At 74.3% G+C, this 14629-nt stretch carries 17 protein-coding genes; 9 read left to right on the top strand and 8 right to left on the bottom strand.

Going from position 1 to position 14629, the window contains the following annotated elements:
- Nucleotides 1-780 (top strand): zinc-binding dehydrogenase (locus AB0H87_RS13840; RefSeq protein ID WP_360143872.1); only part of this gene is annotated, 780 nt, incomplete at its 5' end.
- Here the strand turns inward: AB0H87_RS13840 and AB0H87_RS13835 are convergent.
- Nucleotides 777-1061 carry a helix-turn-helix transcriptional regulator gene (locus tag AB0H87_RS13835; RefSeq protein ID WP_360143869.1) on the bottom strand — a complete coding sequence of 95 codons (285 nt, stop codon included), beginning with the start codon at nt 1059-1061 and terminating at the stop codon, nt 777-779. The genes AB0H87_RS13840 and AB0H87_RS13835 overlap by 4 nt on opposite strands.
- A 270-nt stretch (nt 1062-1331) precedes the next feature.
- Here AB0H87_RS13835 and AB0H87_RS13830 point away from each other — a divergent pair, with 270 nt between their 5' ends.
- Genes AB0H87_RS13830 through AB0H87_RS13815 form a run of 4 tightly spaced genes read left to right on the top strand, consistent with a single transcriptional unit; the run spans nt 1332 to nt 5148 of the window.
- Nucleotides 1332-2195, top strand: a complete 864-nt coding sequence (locus AB0H87_RS13830; protein WP_360143866.1) for a hypothetical protein — start codon at nt 1332-1334, stop codon at nt 2193-2195.
- Nucleotides 2196-2197: 2 nt separating this feature from the next.
- Nucleotides 2198-3412: an MFS transporter gene (locus AB0H87_RS13825; protein ID WP_360143863.1), complete on the top strand. Its 1215-nt coding sequence runs from the start codon at nt 2198-2200 to the stop codon at nt 3410-3412.
- 46 nt (nt 3413-3458) lie between these two features.
- A complete protein-coding gene (locus tag AB0H87_RS13820) occupies nt 3459-4052 on the top strand; it encodes a TIGR03086 family metal-binding protein (RefSeq protein WP_360143860.1) in 594 nt (197 codons plus the stop codon).
- Nucleotides 4053-4083: 31 nt separating this feature from the next.
- A complete protein-coding gene (locus AB0H87_RS13815; protein WP_360143857.1) occupies nt 4084-5148 on the top strand; it encodes a zinc-dependent alcohol dehydrogenase family protein in 1065 nt (354 codons plus the stop codon).
- Here AB0H87_RS13815 and AB0H87_RS13810 read toward each other — a convergent pair.
- From AB0H87_RS13810 to AB0H87_RS13790, 5 genes are all read right to left on the bottom strand, one after another.
- Nucleotides 5145-5786, bottom strand: coding sequence for a 50S ribosomal protein L11 methyltransferase (locus tag AB0H87_RS13810; RefSeq protein WP_360143854.1), 642 nt, complete (start codon nt 5784-5786; stop codon nt 5145-5147). The genes AB0H87_RS13815 and AB0H87_RS13810 overlap by 4 nt on opposite strands.
- On the bottom strand, nt 5786-6523 hold the full coding sequence (gene bioD, locus AB0H87_RS13805; protein WP_360143851.1) for a dethiobiotin synthase: 738 nt from the start codon (nt 6521-6523) through the stop codon (nt 5786-5788). Before bioD ends, AB0H87_RS13810 begins: the two co-directional genes overlap by 1 nt.
- A 43-nt stretch (nt 6524-6566) precedes the next feature.
- The gene (locus AB0H87_RS13800) at nt 6567-7067 is read right to left on the bottom strand and encodes a GNAT family protein (protein WP_360143848.1); all 501 of its coding nucleotides are present in this window, start codon (nt 7065-7067) and stop codon (nt 6567-6569) included.
- Nucleotides 7068-7514: 447 nt separating this feature from the next.
- Nucleotides 7515-8555, bottom strand: coding sequence for a GNAT family N-acetyltransferase (locus AB0H87_RS13795; protein WP_360143845.1), 1041 nt, complete (start codon nt 8553-8555; stop codon nt 7515-7517).
- A gap of 11 nt (nt 8556-8566) precedes the next feature.
- Nucleotides 8567-9274 (bottom strand): amino acid-binding protein, encoded by a 708-nt coding sequence (locus AB0H87_RS13790; RefSeq protein WP_360143842.1) that lies wholly within the window; start codon nt 9272-9274, stop codon nt 8567-8569.
- Nucleotides 9275-9399: 125 nt separating this feature from the next.
- Between AB0H87_RS13790 and AB0H87_RS13785 the strand changes: the two genes are divergently transcribed.
- The 4 genes from AB0H87_RS13785 (at nt 9400) to AB0H87_RS13770 (ending at nt 12849) form a co-directional block, all read left to right on the top strand.
- Complete coding sequence (locus AB0H87_RS13785; RefSeq protein ID WP_360143839.1) at nt 9400-10428, top strand: phosphotransferase family protein; 1029 nt, start codon at nt 9400-9402, stop codon at nt 10426-10428.
- Entirely contained in the window at nt 10428-11642 is a 1215-nt protein-coding gene (locus AB0H87_RS13780) for an acyl-CoA dehydrogenase family protein (protein ID WP_360143836.1), read from the top strand. The genes AB0H87_RS13785 and AB0H87_RS13780 overlap by 1 nt, the downstream gene beginning before the upstream one ends.
- 104 nt (nt 11643-11746) lie before the next feature.
- Entirely contained in the window at nt 11747-12331 is a 585-nt protein-coding gene (locus AB0H87_RS13775) for a GNAT family protein (protein WP_360143833.1), read from the top strand.
- Nucleotides 12328-12849, top strand: a complete 522-nt coding sequence (locus AB0H87_RS13770) for a GrpB family protein (protein WP_360143830.1) — start codon at nt 12328-12330, stop codon at nt 12847-12849. Before AB0H87_RS13775 ends, AB0H87_RS13770 begins: the two co-directional genes overlap by 4 nt.
- 138 nt (nt 12850-12987) lie before the next feature.
- On the opposite strand, the gene AB0H87_RS13765 is transcribed toward AB0H87_RS13770, so the two are convergent.
- Complete coding sequence (locus tag AB0H87_RS13765) at nt 12988-13779, bottom strand: arginase family protein (protein ID WP_360143827.1); 792 nt, start codon at nt 13777-13779, stop codon at nt 12988-12990.
- 18 nt (nt 13780-13797) lie between these two features.
- On the bottom strand, nt 13798-14619 hold the full coding sequence (locus AB0H87_RS13760) for a PaaX family transcriptional regulator C-terminal domain-containing protein (RefSeq protein ID WP_360143824.1): 822 nt from the start codon (nt 14617-14619) through the stop codon (nt 13798-13800).
- Nucleotides 14620-14629 lie beyond the last annotated feature (10 nt).

Below are 14629 nucleotides of genomic sequence, written 5' to 3'. Positions count from 1 at the left end.
GGTGCCGCGGCCAACACCGCGGGCACGCTGCTGCGCGGCGGCCGGCCGTTCCGGCGCGCCGGCGGCGCGCTGCACCAGCACCTCGGCGTCTCCGCGTTCAGCGAGTACACGGTCGCGGCCGCCGAGTCGCTCGTGCCGGTCGACCCCGCCCTGCCGATGGACCGGGCGGCGCTGTTCGGCTGCGCGCTGCTCACCGGCGTCGGCGCGGTCGTCAACACCGCGCGGGCCCAGCCCGGCACCGCGGCCGTGGTGTTCGGCCTCGGCGGCGTCGGCCTCGCCGCCGTGATGGGCGCCCGGGCCGCCGGCTGCCACCCGGTCGTCGCGGTCGACCCGGTGGCCGGCAAGCACGCGATCGCCCGGGCGGCCGGCGCCACGCACACGCTCGGTGGCGGCGGCACCGACATCGTCGAAGCCGTCCGGGACCTCACGGGCGGCGGGGCCGACGTGGCGATCGAGGCGGTGGGCAACGCCGACGTGCTCGCCACGGCGTACGCCGCGACCCGGCGCGGTGGCACCACGGTCACGGTCGGACTGCCGGATCCCCGACAGCGGCTCACGATCCCGGCGGTCTCGCTGGTCGCCGAGGAGCGCACGCTGCGGGGTTCCTACCTGGGCGGCGCCGTGCCGCGCCGGGACATCCCCCGCTACGTCGCGATGTACCGGGCCGGGCTGCTCCCGGCCGACCTGCTGCTCGGGCCCAGGCTGGGCCTCGACGAGATCAACGAGGGCTTCGACGCCCTCGCGACCGCGGCGACCACCCGGCAGGTGGTGGTGTTCTAGTCCGGGTCCCAGCGGGTCGGGTCGCGGGTCAGCCCCAGCAGGTAAGTGACCGAGCAGGTCAAGGCGTCCGCCAGGTCGGGCAGCTTGCCCAGGTCGAGCCGGCGGCCGTTCTCCATCGCGCTCACCGTGCGGTTCGTCAACGGCAAACCCCGCCTGGCCAGCAGGTTGGCGAGGTCGGACTGCGTCAGGTCGAGCTGCCGCCGCCGCTCGCGGATCCTCCGGGCGCAGATCCACGCCCGCTCGGCGGTGCGGTCACTCGACAGGTCGTCCGGCGCGCTCACGACGATCGCCGCCTTCCCACTACGGAACGCGCCTAGTTTTCGCGGCATCGGGGAGTGCCGCAAGCGGTGACCGCGCTGGTCATCCGTGCGGGTGAACGGCCGTCCGGACGACACTGTGGACGGCTCTTGAGCGACCGGCCGCGCCCGGCCTATGCTGGCCGAAACAGCCGACATGATCGCTTTTGCCCAAACAACCCCTTACCACGCGCTGCCCCGTGGGATTCCCGCCGGATCCCTGATCACCACAGAAGTCGAGGTGCAGCAGCGCACATGGACATCGACGCGGCGCGGACCATCGCCGACACCGTCCTCTGCGCGGGCCCCGTGCTGCGGCCCTACCGGGCGGCCGGCCACCGGGACCCGAGCCGATGGCAGTTCGGCCTGCTGATGCCGGCCGACCTCGCCGCCGCCGACGAGTCGCTGTCGGCCGTGGCACAGACCGAGTGCCTGGTCGAGGCCGGTGGTCCCGTCCGGCTCCGGGTGCTGCTGCGGTTCCTGCAGGTCCAGCGCCGCGGCGTGTACCGCTGGCTGCCGGACTACGGCCGGTTCAAGCCGGTCGGCTCGCTCGACGTCGACGGCACCGCGGTCGTCTCCTGCGACGAGCCGGTGGAGCACGAGCGGCTCGTCGAGATCGACGACGGGACCCTGCGGGCCGCCGGTGCCCGGCTGACGGTGCGCGTACCCGGTGGCTTCGACCGCTCCGAGCTGCACGACACCCGCGGCGCCCTGGTCGGCCAGGTGGTCCGCCACCGCCGGCCGCTGTGCGCGATGCTCAACGTGAGCGCCGCGCCCGTGCCGGCACCCCGCCCGGCGTTGCGGCTGCGGGTCTGGGTCGAGAACCGCACCCGGGCCGGCGCGCACGGCGACGAGGTCGCGCTGACCACCGCGCTGGTGGCCAGCCACCTGATCCTCTCCGTCGAGGGCGGCGGCTTCGTGTCCATGGTGGACCCGCCCGGCTGGGCGGCGGAGGCCGTGGAGAACTGCGCCAACGTCGGGCTCTGGCCGATCCTCGCCGGCCCGCCCGGCCGGCACGACACCCTGCTCGCCACCCCTCGGATCCTCCGTGACCACCCCGGCGACCTGCTCGACAACGCGGTCGACGAGCTGCTCCAGCTGCGCAACCTCGCCGGCTGACGTTGCGGGACGGCCTGCGTCGCTACCGCGACCTGCTGCGCACCCCGGGCGTCGTTCGGATCGCCGTGCCGTCCCTGGTCGGCCGCCTGCCGATCGGCATGCTGACGCTGCTGTTCGTGCTGGTCGTCGCGGAAGGCACCGGCTCGTACGGCGCCGCCGGGCTCGCCACGGCGGCCAACTCGCTGCTGACCGCGCTGGTCGGCCCGCTGCTCGGCCGGCTGGCCGACCGCGGCCGGGCGGTCGGCGTGCTCGTCTGGTGCGGGCTGGCCCAGGCGGCGCTGCTCGTCGGCCTGGTGCTGGCGCTGCGGGCCGGCGCGCCGGCCTGGCTCGCGATCGTGCTCGCCGGGTTGGCCGGCGCGGTCAACCCGCCGATCGACCCCGTCACCCGGGCGGTGCTGCCCCGCATCACCACCGATCCCGAACAGGTGCGCACGGCGTACGCGCTGGACGCGATCGCCGTCGAGCTGACCTACGTGGTCGGGCCGGCGGTGGTCGGGCTGATCACCGCGGTCGCCGACGCGTACGTGGCGACGCTCGTGGCGGCCGCCGTGACCGCCGTGGGCTCGATCGGCCTGGCCACCGCCCACCCGGTCCGCCGGGGCTGGCCCGCTCCCCCGCCGGCCCGCCGCCGGGTGAGCCCCGTCCGGTCCGCCGGGATGCTCGTCGTGCTCGGGGTCGCGGGGCTGGCCTCCGTCGCGTACGGCCTCATGGAGGTGGCCATCCCCGCGCACGCGGCCGTCGAGGGCCACGCCGACCAGGCCGGCCTGCTGATCGCGGTGTGGAGCGTCGGCTCGATCGCCGGCGGGCTCTGGTACGCCGGCCGGACGTTCCGCACCCCGGCGTGGCGCCAGTACGGGATCCTGATGCTCGGCAACGTCGCCGGCTTCGGCGTGATCCTGCTTCAGCAGAACCTCTGGTCGCTGGCCGTGCTGCTGCTCTTCGCGGGCCTGTTCATCGCGCCGACCACGACGCTGGAGTTCACGCTGGTCGCGCAGCTGGTGCCGGACGAGTCCCGGGCCGAGGCGTTCACCTGGGCGAACACGTCGGTCTACCTGGGCTTCGCGGCCGGGTCGGCGCTGGCCGGCACCGCGCTCGCGTCGGTGCTCGGCACCCCGCACGGGCTGACCGTGGCCGGCGCCTGCGCGGTCGGCGCGGTCGCGCTGGGCGCCGTGCTCGCCTTCGCCGCCCGGGGTGCGCTGCGGCCGTCACCCGATTGAGGCGATCGCCGCCGACACACCGCACCATCGGAGCAGAATCGGGCGCATGGAGCTCATCGCCGCCTACCGCCGCGCGCTCGGGGGGTTCGGCGACCAGGTCGCCCGGATCCGCGCCGACCAGTGGACCGACCCGACGCCGTGCACCGAGTGGTCCGTGCGCGACCTGGTCAACCACCTGGTCTACGAGGACCGCTGGTCGGTTCCGCTGATCAACGGGGCGAGCCTGGGCTCGGTCGGCGACCGGTTCGAGGGCGACCTGCTCGGCGCCGACCCGGCCACCGCGGCCCGGGACGCCGCGGCCGAGTCGGTGGCGGCCGTCAGCGCACCGGGCGCGCTGGACCGGACGGTGGAGCTGTCGTTCGGGATGACGCCGGCGGAGGAGTACGTCCGGCAGCTGCTCGCGGACCACGTCGTACACGGCTGGGACCTGGCCGTCGCGACCGGCGCGGACCGTGACCTCGACGCGGACCTGGTGGGCGAGGTGGCGCGGTGGTTCCCGGCGAACGAGGCCGGCTACCGGGCCGGCGGTGCGATCGCGGCGGCCGTCGACGTGCCGGCCGGCGCGAGCGCGCAGGACCGGTTGATCGCGGCGTTCGGCCGTGACCCGGGCTGGCGCGGCGCCGGGCGACGCCATAGCTGAGGACCGCTCGCGCACGGCGTAGCCTGACGCCGTGCGTGCCGTCTTCTACGAGGCCTTCGGCTCCCCTCCGCAGGTCAGCGACCTGCCCGACCCGACACCGCCACCGGGCGGCGCGGTGGTGCGGGTGTCCGTGACCGGGCTGTGCCGCAGCGACTGGCACGGCTGGCGCGGCCACGACCCGGACATCGTGCCGCCGCACGTGCCCGGCCACGAGTTCGCGGGCGTGATCACCGAGATCGGCTCCGGCGTCACCCGCTGGCGGCCCGGCGACCGGATCACGGTCCCGTTCATCTGCGCCTGCGGTAGCTGCCCGAGCTGCCTGGCCGGCGACCAGCAGGTCTGCGAGAACCAGAGCCAGCCGGGCTTCAGCCGGTGGGGCTCGTTCGCCGAGCTGGTCGCCATCGAGCACGCCGACGTCAACCTCGTGCGCCTGCCGGAGACGGTCAGCGACGCGGCGGCGGTCAGCCTCGGCTGCCGGTTCGGCACGGCGTTCCGCGCGGTCGTCCACCAGGGCCGGGTCGCTCCCGGCGAGTGGGTGGCCGTGCACGGCTGCGGCGGCGTGGGCCTGTCCGCGGTGATGGTCGCCGCGGCCGCCGGCGCCCGGGTCCTGGCCGTGGACATCTCACCGCGGGCCCTGGAGCTGGCCCGGCGCGCGGGCGCCGCCGAGGTCCTCGACGCCTCCGCGGTCCCCGGCGGCCCGACCGACGTCGCGGCGGCGATCCGCGACCGCACGGGCGGCGGCGCCCACCTGTCCCTCGACGCGCTCGGCTCCTCCGTCACCTGCGTCACCTCGATCGAGTGCCTGCGCCGCCGGGGTCGCCATGTCCAGGTCGGGCTGCTGCCCGCGGTGACGGGACGGCCGGCGCTGCCGATGGACCGGGTCATCGCGTACGAGCTGGAACTGCTCGGCAGCCACGGCATGCCGGCACACGCGTTCCCGGAGATGCTCCGCCTGATCGAGGCCGGCACGCTGCGCCCCGACGAGCTGGTCACCGACCACCTCACCCTCGACGAGGCCCCGGCGGCGCTGATGTCGATGGTCCGCGCCCCGGTCAACGGCATCCGCCTGATCCGGCCGGGTTCGGCGCGGGGCTAAGCCAGCCGGAAGACCGACGTGTGCTTGCGGGTGACGCTCTCGAGCGCCATCGTCGTGGGCACCTCGTAGGAGGCGACCTCGGTGCCGACCGCGCCCGGGCGGAAGGCCCGGCCCGGATCGCCCGCGTACGCGTCGGCGCCGGCCTTGCGCGCCCGGCGGAGGAAGTTGAACATGCGGGTCGCGAACGACTGGCTGTAGTAGACGTCGCCGGCCAGGACGACGTCGGCGCCGGCCGGGCCGTCCAGGATGTCGGCCTCCTCGGCCGCGACGCTGACCCCGTTCGCGGCCGCGTTGACACCGACCGCGGCGATCGCCAGCGGGTCGATGTCGACCGCGCGCACGGAGGCCGCGCCGGCCTTGGCCGCGGCGATGCCGACCAGGCCCGAGCCGCACGCCACGTCGAGCACCCGGCGGCCGGCGACCACCTCGGGGTGGTCCAGCACGTACCGGGCCAGACCCTGGCCGCCGGCCCAGGCGAACGCCCAGAACGGCGGTGGCTGCTCGCTGCGGAACTGGCCCTCGGTCAGCTCCCAGAGCCCGATCGGCTCGTCGGCCTGGTGCAGGAGGATCTCCGGGATCAGCGGTACGGGCGTCAGGCGGGCGTGCAGCCGGACGAACGCGTCGGCGAGGTCGGTCATCAGTCGATGTTCTCCGCCCAGGCGCGCCAGTCGTCGAGCACCCCGTGCAGGGTCGGGGTGAGCCAGCCGGGCGCGGAGCGGCCGAACACGCCGGGTTCCATCGCGCCCGCTCCGTCGGGCAGCACGCCGACGAGGTCGTCCACGAGATCGGTCAGGTTGGACCAGTGCGCCAGCTCCGGCTCCGCGGGCCAGGCGCCGAGCACCACCCCGGCCGGCACCGCCCGGCGGGACAGCGCCTCCAGCGTCAGCGCGATGTGGTTGAGCGTGCCGAACCCGGCGCGGGCCACCACCACGGCCGGTGCGCCCAGCGAGACCGCCAGGTCCGCGACCGTCCACGGCTCGCCCGAGGGGCGCAGGCCCATCGGCACGAGCAGGCCGCCGTCGCCGTCGACGAGCACCACGTCGTGCTGGTCCGCCTGCTCCCGCACGGCGTCGACGACCGTGTAGAGCTCGAGCGGCTCCTGCTGGGCGACCCGCGCCGCGGCCAGCGGCGAGAGCGGCTCCGGGTAGGTCGCGATGGTGCGGGCGGCGGCGGGCGCGGCCAGCGCGCGGACTCTGTCCACGTCGGACAGCGCTCCGTCGGGCAGCCCGGTCTGTGCGGGCTTGACGACGGAAACCCGCAGCCCGGCCGACTGGGCCGCCACGGCCACGGCCGCGACCAGGATGGTCTTGCCGACCCCGCTGTCGGTGCCGGTGACCAGAACGGGGCCGGTCCACGCGTCGCTCACGCCGCGCACTCCACCACAAGGGGCGATGCCCGGTCAAAACCGCGCACGCGGGTCAACCGTCGAGATCCTCCGCGAGGAGGTCGAGAAGCAGCCCGTCGTGGAAGGTGCCGTCGGGGCCACGCTCGTAGCGCCGCAGCACGCCGACCCTTCGGAAACCCACCTTCTCGTACGCCCGGATCGCCGCCGCGTTGGCCGCGGCGGGGTCGATCACCAGGCGGTGGTGGCCGACGGTGCGGATGAGGTGCCGGGCCATCGTGCGTACGGCGTCGGTCCCGATGCCCTTGCCCTGGACGGTGGGTTCGAGGTAGATGTCCATGCCCGCGTGCCGGTACATGGGGTCCTCTTCCTCGTAGGTCTGCACGGCGCCGACCATCCGCCCGTCGACCTCGACCACGTAGGTGCGGTCGAGGTCCTCGGCCACCGCGGCCGGATAGTCGTCCTCGGGCCCCCACCACAGGGTGACCTCGGGCGCGGACCGGATAACGGCGAGCGGCGCTATGTCGGCGTCGTTCGCCGGACGGAGAAGCACGTACTCACCGGTCAAGGTGGTCATCTTTGGAAGGCTATCTCCGCCGAACCGGTCGAGCGACACGCTTTTCCCACCGGCACCGCGTGTCTCACAACCGCCGAGGTGGTGATCGTTCCGGCCGGTGCGCCGAGCGCCATCACACGCTGGTACCAGCGCTTTTAGCCTTTCGGAGGGGCCGCGAATAGGTAATTGGCCACTAAACTCGCTGCTGTCCGTGGAGCCGCGCGCGACTACGCGCAGCGGAGGACACGAGGGGGCGGATGTGGGCGCATCCGCCCCCTTATCAATGCCTGTGGAAACACCTCGCGGGCGCGACGCCGAACCGGCATCGCGCCCGCGAGGAAGGGCCCCTTCCCGCCGTCCCACGGGAAGGGACCCGGACCCATCCCCTACCCCCTCCGGCCCGGTCCCGCATCAGGATCGGCCCGTCGGAGCTTGCTCGGCGTCAGCCTGACGCCGAAGTCCTGACCGTCATGTCCGCGACGGTGCGTTCCGCAGTGGCACCGCCACGCTCGCGACCACGCCGTCGCGCTGGGCCGGCGCCCCGTGTCCCAGGCGCCGCAGCGTGCGTTCCATGCCGGGGTTGTCGGCGGCCGTGTGGGCCAGCACCGCCGCGCAGCCGAGCCGCTCGGCCCGGGCGAACGCGCGCCGCACCAGTGCCGTGCCGACGCCCCGGCGCTGCCAGCCGTCCTCGACGACCACCGACAGCTCCGCGCACGAGCCTTCCACGACCAGGTTGGCCATCGCGACGACGGTATCCACGGACGTGACGCCGGGCACCACGGCGAGCAGCGTCTGCGCCCGCGCCGGATCGAGCAGCCGCCGCAGCAGTGCCTGGCCCGGCATGCCGTCCGTCGTCAGGTACCGGCGCCGGCGGGTCGCCGGCGAGCAGCGCTCGTGCATGGCCACGAGGGCCGGCAGGTCGTCGGGCGTCGCCGGGCGCAGCGCCAGCTCCACGCCGTCCGGCAGCAGCAGCGTGGCGGTGTCGGCCGCGCGCTGCGCCGCCGCCGCGGCGATCTCGACCAGCGCCTGTGCCCGCGCGTACTCGGCCGGGGTGAAGTCGGGTGCCGACCGTTGCACGTCGTAGCGGCCGCCCGTCGGGTCGGGCAGCGCCATCCCGTGCGCGCGCAGGTCGGGCCGGCTCGGGCCGGCCGGCCGCCAGCTGACCGAGTCGGCGTCGAGCAGCGACCGCAGCGCGTCGCCGAGCGCGTCCGGGTCGCGGACCAGCCGGCCGGCCAGGCTCAGCGCCCGGGTCGGCTGGTCGGCCAGGCCCTGCGCCTCGGCCGGGGCGATCCAGGCGTCGCGGCCGCGACCGCGTTCGACGGCCGCCCGCAGGTCGGCCTCGGTCATCGTGTGCGGTGCGTCGACGAGGAAGTCGTCGACCGCGCCCGCTTCGGTGGTGTGCACCTGCACGGCGAGGATGTTGACCGCCTTGAGCGCCAGGCTCGCGGTCAGCACGGAGAGGAAGCCCGGACGGTCGTCGACCGTCGCGCGGATCCGCCAGAGTGTCATGCCGATCCCCCTTACGCGGCCGCCACCGGCGGCGCGCTCACCAGGTCGAGCCGGTCACCGAGGATCACCGCGGCGGCGCGGACCAGCTGGGCCATCCGGTCGACCTCGCTGACGTGGAACGAGGCGGCGGGCAGCTCGTCGCCGTCGGTGCGGGCCGCCACCAGCACCAGGCCCGCCCGGCCGAACGGCGCCACGGCGTACCGGATGCCGTCGAGCCCGTCGAACGGTCGCGCCCGCAGCGGCGTGACCTCCGGCAGCCGCGGTGGCTCCGGCGCCCGCCAGCTCGCGCAGACGACCGCCGGAGCCGCACCCGAGGCCGAACCGGACCGGGCCGCCCAGTCGGCCGGCACCACCGCGGCGGCCGCCCAGTCCGCGGCGAGCAACCCCGGCACGGCGTCGGCCAGCGTGGCCAGGCCGTCGGCCGGGTTGGCGGCGAGCTGTGCGAGCAGCTCGGCGTCGTGACCGCTGCTGGTGGGCGCGCCGATCGCCCGCCAGATCCCGTCGATGTGCACGCCCGGGATCGCACCGAGCCCCGCCTGCAAGCGGTCGAGCCGGGTGCTGCCCGGCCACACGACGGTGAAGTCGTCGACGGCCCGGCCACCCAGCCGTTCCAGCACGACCACCTGGACGATGTCGGCACCGGCGACGCCGAGCGTGCGCGCCACCTGACCGAGCGCCCCGGGGCGGTCTGGCAGGGTCACCCGTACCCGCAACAACATCCCGTCTCCCTCGCTCGCGTTACGTCCACCCTGCCGGTTGACCATTTCGTCCCTGTTGCCGCGCCGTGTCTCGCCAGCTACAACCTCGGCTTGACACCATGAACCGCGTGCCCTCAACTGTTCAGATGACCGAGGAGGGGCCGGCTGGGCTCGATCTGCGTAGTCTGTCCGGCTACCTGGGCACCCCGGTGTCCGCCACGCTGATCCCCGGCGGGCGGTCCAACCTGACCTACCACCTGATCGCCGGCGGCGACGACCTCGTGCTGCGCCGGCCGCCGCTCGGCCACGTGCTGGCCACCGCACACGACATGGGCCGCGAGTTCCGGGTGATCTCGGCGCTGGCGGAGACGCCGGTGCCGGTGCCGCAGGCCGTTCGGTTCTGTCCGGACGACACGGTCATCGGCGCGCCGTTCTATCTCATGCGCCGCGTCGAGGGCACGGTGTTCCGCAGCGTGGAGCAGACCGACCCGCTGGGCGCGGACCGGCGGCGCGAGCTCGCGTACACCATGATGGACACTCTCGCGGCACTGCACTCGGTGAAGCCCGACGAGGTGGGGCTGGGCGACTTCGGCCGGCCCGACGGCTTCCTGGCCCGCCAGGTCAAGCGGTGGAGCGGCCAGCTCGACAAGTCCCGCAGCCGCCCGCTGCCCGAGGTCGACGCCCTGCGCGACCGGCTCGCGGCGACCATCCCGGCACCGACCGGCCCGGGCGCGATCGTGCACGGCGACTACCGGCTCGACAACCTGATCGTCGCTCCCGACGGCGGCGAGATCCGTGCGGTGCTCGACTGGGAGATGGCCACGCTCGGTGACCCGCTCGCCGACCTGGGCCTGCTGCTGACCTACTGGGACGTGCTCGGGGGTCCCGCCGCGGCCGGTGCCGCGGGCGTCGTCTCCACCGGGCTCGGCCCGCGCGCCGGCTTCCCGGACGGTTCGCGGCTCATCGAGCGATACGTGGCGGCCGGCGGCGTCGACGTCGGCCCGCTCGACTGGCACGTGGCACTCGGCTGTTTCAAGCTCGCCGTGATCTCGGAGGGCATCTACTACCGGTACACACTCGGCCAGACCGTTGGCGCGGGCTTCGAGCGGTTCGCCGAGATGGCCGCTCCGCTCACCGCCCACGGGCTCGCCGCACTCGCATCCGTGGAGGGCTGATGGACTTCGGGTTCGACCAACGCACCGGCGAGCTGCACGAGGCGGTCAACGACTTCCTGACCGACCACGTCTACCCGGCCGAGCCGATCTTCGCGGCCCAGGTCGAGCAGGCGGACAACCCGTGGACCCGGCCGCCGGTGGTCGACGAGCTCAAGGCCGAGGCCCGCCGGCGCGGGCTGTGGAACCTGTTCCTGCCGGGTTCGCGCGGCGCGGGCCTGACCAACCTCCAGTACGCGCCGCTGGCCGAGCTGCTGGGCCGCAGCCCGCACCTGGCGCCGGAGGCGCTCAACTGCGCCGCGCCGGACACCGGCAACATGGAGCTGCTGGCCGAGTTCGGCTCCGCGGAGCAGCAGGCGCGCTGGCTCACCCCGCTGCTCGAGGGCACGATCCGCTCGGCGTTCTGCATGACCGAGCCCGAGGTGGCCTCCTCCGACGCGACCAACATCGCGACCACGATCCGGCGCGACGGCGACTCCTATGTGATCGACGGCCGCAAGTGGTGGTCGTCGGGCGCGATGGACCCCCGCTGCGAGATCTTCATCGTGATGGGCAAGACCGACCCGGCGGCCGAGCGGCACAAGCAGCAGAGCATGATCCTCGTGCCCCGGGACACCCCGGGCGTGACCGTGCTCCGCGGCATGACCGTGTTCGGCTTCACCGACGGCACGCACGGCGGGCATGCGGAGATCAGCTTCGAGGGGGTACGCGTACCCGCGTCGAACCTGATCGCGGCCGAGGGTGACGGCTTCGGCATCGCACAGGCCCGGCTCGGCCCCGGCCGGATCCACCACTGCATGCGCCTGATCGGCATGGCGGAACGGGCGCTGGAGCTGCTGTGCGCCCGCGTGGCGTCGCGCGAGGCGTTCGGCAAGCCACTGGCCGAGCAGGGCGTGGTGCGCGACTGGATCGCGGAGTCGCGGGTGCGGATCGAACAGGCCCGCCTGCTGGTGCTGAAGACCGCGTGGCTGATGGACACGGTCGGCAACAAGGGCGCGCACACCGAGATCCAGGCGATCAAGATCGCAACGCCCTCGATGGCGGAGTGGGTGATCGACAAGGCGATCCAGGCGCACGGCGCGGCCGGTGTCAGCCAGGACACGCCCCTCGCGGCGCTCTGGACGTCGGCCCGCACGCTGCGCCTGGCGGACGGCCCCGACGAGGTGCACCGCGCGTCGCTGGCCCGGCGCGAGCTGCGGAAGTGGTCGCTGGCCTGAGCTGGTCTCCGGGACCGGCGCCGGTGGCGGGGACGACCGTCGGGGGTGCCTCGTCGGGCTCGCGACGATAATCGGTTGTGCGAGCCCGGCTCGCGGTTGGCACGATGGGCGTCGTGCCTGACGACCTCACGCTGCACCCGACCTACCCGGTCCGGACCGAGCGGCTGCTCCTGCGCCCGCTGACCGACGCCGACACCGATGCGCTCCTGGCCTACCGGAGCCTCCCGGACGTGTGCCGCTATGTCCCGTTCGCGCCGATGGACAAGGCCGTGATCACGGAACGGCTGGCGGGCATGTGGTCCGTGACGTCGCTGACCGACGAGGGCCAGGCGCTGACCCTCGGCATCGAGCTGGCCGCCACGGGCGAGCTGGTCGGCGACGTGGTGCTGTTCTTCCACAGCCGCACCCACCGCGGCGGCGAGATCGGCTACGTGGTCAACCCCGCTTTCGAGGGCAACGGGTACGCGACGGAAGCGGCCCGGGCCCTGCTGAAGCTCGGCTTCGAGGATCTGGGCCTGCACCGCAACGTCGGCCGGATCGACGAGCGCAACGAGCCGTCGGCCAAGGTCCTGCGCCGCCTGGGCATGCGCGCGGAGGCCCGGCTGGTGCAGAACGAGTGGTTCAAGGGCGAGTGGAGCACGGAACTCGACTTCGCGATGCTGGCCGAGGAGTGGCGGGCGCAACGATGATCGTGCTCCCGTACGACCCCGCCTGGCCCTCGCACGCGGAGCGCGCGATCACGTCGGTCTCGAGCGCTCTGGGCGACCTGATCGTCGCGATCGAGCACATCGGCAGCACGGCGGTCCCGGGCCTGGCGGCGAAGCCGGTCATCGACCTGATGGCGGCGGCACCGTCGGTCGCCGCGGTGGCTGTCTCCTCCGCCTCGCTGGCCACGATCGGCTTCGTCCGCTCGGAGCCGACGATGCCGGAGCGCCTGTTCTACCGCCGCGAGGGCGAGCCGGTCGCCTACCACCTGCACATCGTCAGCGCGACCTCGTGGGAGACCCGCAACCAGCGGATCCTGCGGGACCACCTGCGCGGGAACGCGGCGGACCGGGAGGCGTACGGCCGCCTGAAGCAGGACCTGGCGGCCGGGGGCGGTGACGGAGAGGCGTACACCCGGGCGAAGACGGCCCTGATCCAACGCATGGTCGACACGGCCCGCACGGCCCGCGGCCTCCCACTGGTCGACGTCTGGGAAGAATGAGCCTGGCCCGGCCGAACGCCGCGGCTAGATAAGTCGGTCCACGGCGATGTCGAGGGCCGGCCGGCTCGGCCGTCTCGTCGAGCAACCCGGCCAGCCGGCGGCTCACCCGTTGGTGACGTTTGCCCGTGCCCAGGCGTCTCAGAAGCGAAGGGCGACGCCTAGTCGACGGATGACGTCGGCCTCCATCTCGTCGATGGTGTCGTCGGGTGGGGCGTGTTCGGTGATGGCCGCCCCGATGACGTTGTCGATGCCCGACAGCACCGACACCAGGCGGTCCGGGGTGACGCCGTCGGGCTCCGGGTAGCCGATCGACCCGAACGACAACGGGTCCAGGACGTCCAGGTCCACGTGGACGTAGACCGGGCCCGACAAGCCCTCGACCGCCCGCTCCAGGTCCGCGACCCCGTGGGCGCGGAGGCCCGAACGTTGCAGGTAGTCGTGCTCCGTCCGGTCCCCGGCCCGGACCCCCGCCAGGATCACCTGTGCCGGGCGCAGCGGGTCGGTCGGGAGCAGCGGCGCCGGGCCGTCGCCGAGGAGCGTGCGCAACACCATGCCGTGGAACGAGCCCGACGGCAGTGTCCGGGGTGTGTAGAGGTCCGGGTGCGCGTCGAACCACAGCACCGTGAGGTCGTCGCCGTGGCGGGCGCGGGCCGCGGCGATCGGGGCCAGGTCGACGCCGCACTCACCGCCCGCGACCAGGACCGGGCCGGTGATGTCGGCCAGTGCCGCCGCCACCAGGCCCAGGTTGTCGACCAGCACGTCGAGCGCTTTCACGCCCTGGTCGAAGCTGCCGGCGTCAGCGCGCACCGGGACCGTCACCACCGTGTCCGCCGGCACCAACGATGCCGTCCGGTGCGCGCCGGCCGCCAGGCGGCGCGCGCCGGGAGCGCTCGAACCCTGCCATTGCGGTACGCACAGCGCCGTCACCATCAAGCGACCGTAGCGAACTCAGCGCAACCGCTGCCATTCCTCCCGCGCCGCCGTGTGCCAGGCGTCGCGGCGGCGGCGGAACAGGTCCGCGGCCGCCTTCCCGTGCCACCCCGCGGGCAGCAGTGCGGGTGGCAGGGCCGGGTCGATCCGCGGGAAGCGCCGCCACGAGTGCACCAACTGGACGGTGCGCGCCAGCGGGTCGCCGGCCGCGGCCCCGGCGAACTCGGCGAGGAACTCGGCGTACGCCGTGTCGACCTCAACCAGGTCCCAGGCTGCGCCGACCATCGCGGCCAGTGACCCGCCCGCCAGGTGCGAGGCCAGGAAGACCTGGCCGTCGGCGACGCCGGCGGACGCCAGCACCGAAGCGGCCTCGGCGGCCCGGTCGGCGTGGGTGCTGATCCACACCCCGGGCGCCGGCGTGCCGAAGCCGGCCCACGTCAGCCGGGTGCGCAACAGGTGCCGCGCCGCCCGTGCGGTCTCCGGCACGCGGGCGAGCACGATCAGCCACTGCCCGTCCCACCGCCGCTGCCCCGCCTCGAAGCCGTAGATGCGTTCCGCGCCTTCGGTCAGGAACCGCTCCGCCGTCGGTGTCAGTCGCCACTGCGTGCGCCGGCCCGCCCGCGCCGAGGAGAGCAGGCCGTCGGCGGCCGTGCGGGTCAGCGCCTGCCGGGTCGCCTTCTCCTCGACGCCGAGCCGGCCGAGCACGTCGATGAACGCCGAGGTCAGCGCGCCGCCGCCGGTCGGGAGCACGAACTCGCCGAGCACGGTCAGCAGCAGGCCACGGGCGCTCTCCGCACCGCCGGCGTGGCGCCGCGACGCGCTGACCGGCAACGATTCCACAGCCGGCGAA

Source organism: Asanoa sp. NPDC050611 (genome assembly GCF_040654855.1).
GTDB lineage: Bacteria > Actinomycetota > Actinomycetes > Mycobacteriales > Micromonosporaceae > Asanoa.
Note: the sequence above shows the minus strand (reverse complement) of the source record. Positions and strands in the feature narration are given on the sequence as shown.

Bases quoted from the DNA above. Each gene is read 5' to 3' on its own strand.
- AB0H87_RS13810 (WP_360143854.1), bottom strand. From the start codon at position 5,786: ATGACCGACCTCGCCGACGCGTTCGTCCGGCTGCACGCCCGCCTGACG.
- AB0H87_RS13800 (WP_360143848.1), bottom strand. From the start codon at position 7,067: ATGACCACCTTGACCGGTGAGTACGTGCTTCTCCGTCCGGCGAACGAC.
- AB0H87_RS13820 (WP_360143860.1), top strand. From the start codon at position 3,459: ATGGAGCTCATCGCCGCCTACCGCCGCGCGCTCGGGGGGTTCGGCGAC.
- AB0H87_RS13765 (WP_360143827.1), bottom strand. From the start codon at position 13,779: ATGGTGACGGCGCTGTGCGTACCGCAATGGCAGGGTTCGAGCGCTCCC.
- AB0H87_RS13830 (WP_360143866.1), top strand. From the start codon at position 1,332: ATGGACATCGACGCGGCGCGGACCATCGCCGACACCGTCCTCTGCGCG.
- AB0H87_RS13780 (WP_360143836.1), top strand. From the start codon at position 10,428: ATGGACTTCGGGTTCGACCAACGCACCGGCGAGCTGCACGAGGCGGTC.
- AB0H87_RS13790 (WP_360143842.1), bottom strand. From the start codon at position 9,274: ATGTTGTTGCGGGTACGGGTGACCCTGCCAGACCGCCCCGGGGCGCTC.
- AB0H87_RS13785 (WP_360143839.1), top strand. From the start codon at position 9,400: ATGACCGAGGAGGGGCCGGCTGGGCTCGATCTGCGTAGTCTGTCCGGC.
- AB0H87_RS13795 (WP_360143845.1), bottom strand. From the start codon at position 8,555: ATGACACTCTGGCGGATCCGCGCGACGGTCGACGACCGTCCGGGCTTC.
- AB0H87_RS13775 (WP_360143833.1), top strand. From the start codon at position 11,747: ATGGGCGTCGTGCCTGACGACCTCACGCTGCACCCGACCTACCCGGTC.
- AB0H87_RS13770 (WP_360143830.1), top strand. From the start codon at position 12,328: ATGATCGTGCTCCCGTACGACCCCGCCTGGCCCTCGCACGCGGAGCGC.